1 protein-coding gene and 1 pseudogene are annotated in these 1,474 nt (G+C 73.4%); one reads left to right on the forward strand and one right to left on the reverse strand.

Features of this window, described 5'->3' with window-relative positions; translation table 11 throughout:
* Positions 1-569: pseudogene (locus AB0M20_RS43140) on the reverse strand (hypothetical protein); the annotation flags it as partial.
* A 64-nt stretch (positions 570-633) separates the two neighbouring features.
* On the opposite strand from AB0M20_RS43140, the gene AB0M20_RS43145 reads away from it, so the two are divergent.
* A partial coding sequence (locus AB0M20_RS43145; RefSeq protein ID WP_364307253.1) for an NAD-dependent epimerase/dehydratase family protein occupies positions 634-1,474 on the forward strand: 841 nt, incomplete at its 3' end.

Genomic DNA, 1,474 nt, shown 5'->3' on the forward strand with positions numbered 1-1,474 from the left:
CGGGCGAACCCGTGCGCCTTCTCCCAGCTCCCGCCCCACTTCGGGTACAGCTGCTCCAGGTGGTCACCCTGGGCCGGCAGGTGGTGCTCGTCGATCGCCGCGACCCGGTTGTAGCGGCGGGTCTCCTCGTCGATCCCGAGCGAGATGCCGCGGGCGGAGGTCAGCCGCACGGTCCAGATCGCCGGGTCCTCCGGGTTGCGGGCGCAGCCCTCGATCATCACCTGCTCGGCCTTGTTCAGCCACTCGGTGAAGCCCTGCCACTGCTCGCGGCTGACGTCCTTGGCCAGCGACGTGGAGCGGATGTTCCACCCGACCACGGTCAGGTGGTGGCCGAGCAGGGCGAACGCGGCGCCGTCGCGCGGATCGTGGCGGATCACGCCGCGCAGCCACTCCTCCAGCCCCGGCTCGTCGGCGCCGGAGCGGATCAGCCGGGTCCGCTCGACCGGGCTCACGGCGTCGAGCACGGCACGGCAGGCCGTCCAGTCGTACCGCTTGAGCGCGGCGAGGAAGTGACCGTAGGCGGGCCAGAGCGCGGCCGTGTCGGTGACGAGGGGAGGTAGCGCTTGCACGGCGGGGATCCTAGCCAAGATCGAGCCCTCTCAGGGGGCACCGGAACGGTGACAGACTGGCCCCATGAGTCGCGTCGTCGTCATCGGAGCCACCGGGCACATCGGCACCTACCTCGTTCCCCGGCTGGTGCGGGCCGGCCATCAGGTCGTCGCGCTCAGCCGCGGCACCCGCGATCCCTACCACGCGTCCATCGAGTGGCGGGCCGTCGAGCGGATCGTCGCCGACCGCAACGCCGAGGACGCCGCCGGCACCTTCGGCGAGCGGATCGCCGCGCTGCGGCCCGACGCCGTGGTCGACCTGGTCTGCTTCACCGCCGACTCCGCGCGGAAGCTGGTCGACGCGCTGCGGCCGAGCCGCCCGCTGCTGCTGCACTGCGGCACCATCTGGGTGCACGGCCCGGCGCTGCGGGTGCCGATCACCGAGGACGAGCCGCGCACCCCCTACGGCGAGTACGGCGTCGCCAAGGCCGAGATCGAGGCGCTGCTGCACCGCGAGACGATCGCCGGCGGCGTACCCTCCGTGGTCCTGCATCCCGGCCACATCAGCGGTCCCGGCTGGCCGGCGATCACCCCGGCCGGCAACCTCGACCCGCGGGTCTGGACCGCCCTCGCGCTCGGCAAGTCGCTCGCCCTGCCGGACAACGGCCTCGGCGTGCTGCACCACGTGCACGCCGACGACGTCGCGCAGGCCTTCGAGCGTGCGCTGACCCGGCCGGCCGCGATCGGTTCGAGCTTCCACGTCGTCGCCGAGCAGGCGATGACCATGCGCGGGCTGGCCGACGGGGTGGCGGCCTGGTTCGGCCGGGAGCCGGTGCTCGAGTTCGTCGACTGGCCGCAGTTCGAGCGGGTGGCCGGCGCCGACCACGCGACGGCCTCGCGCGAGCACGGTGGGCGCAGCATCACCG

It is taken from the genome of Actinoplanes sp. NPDC051633 (assembly GCF_040681735.1).
GTDB lineage: Bacteria > Actinomycetota > Actinomycetes > Mycobacteriales > Micromonosporaceae > Actinoplanes.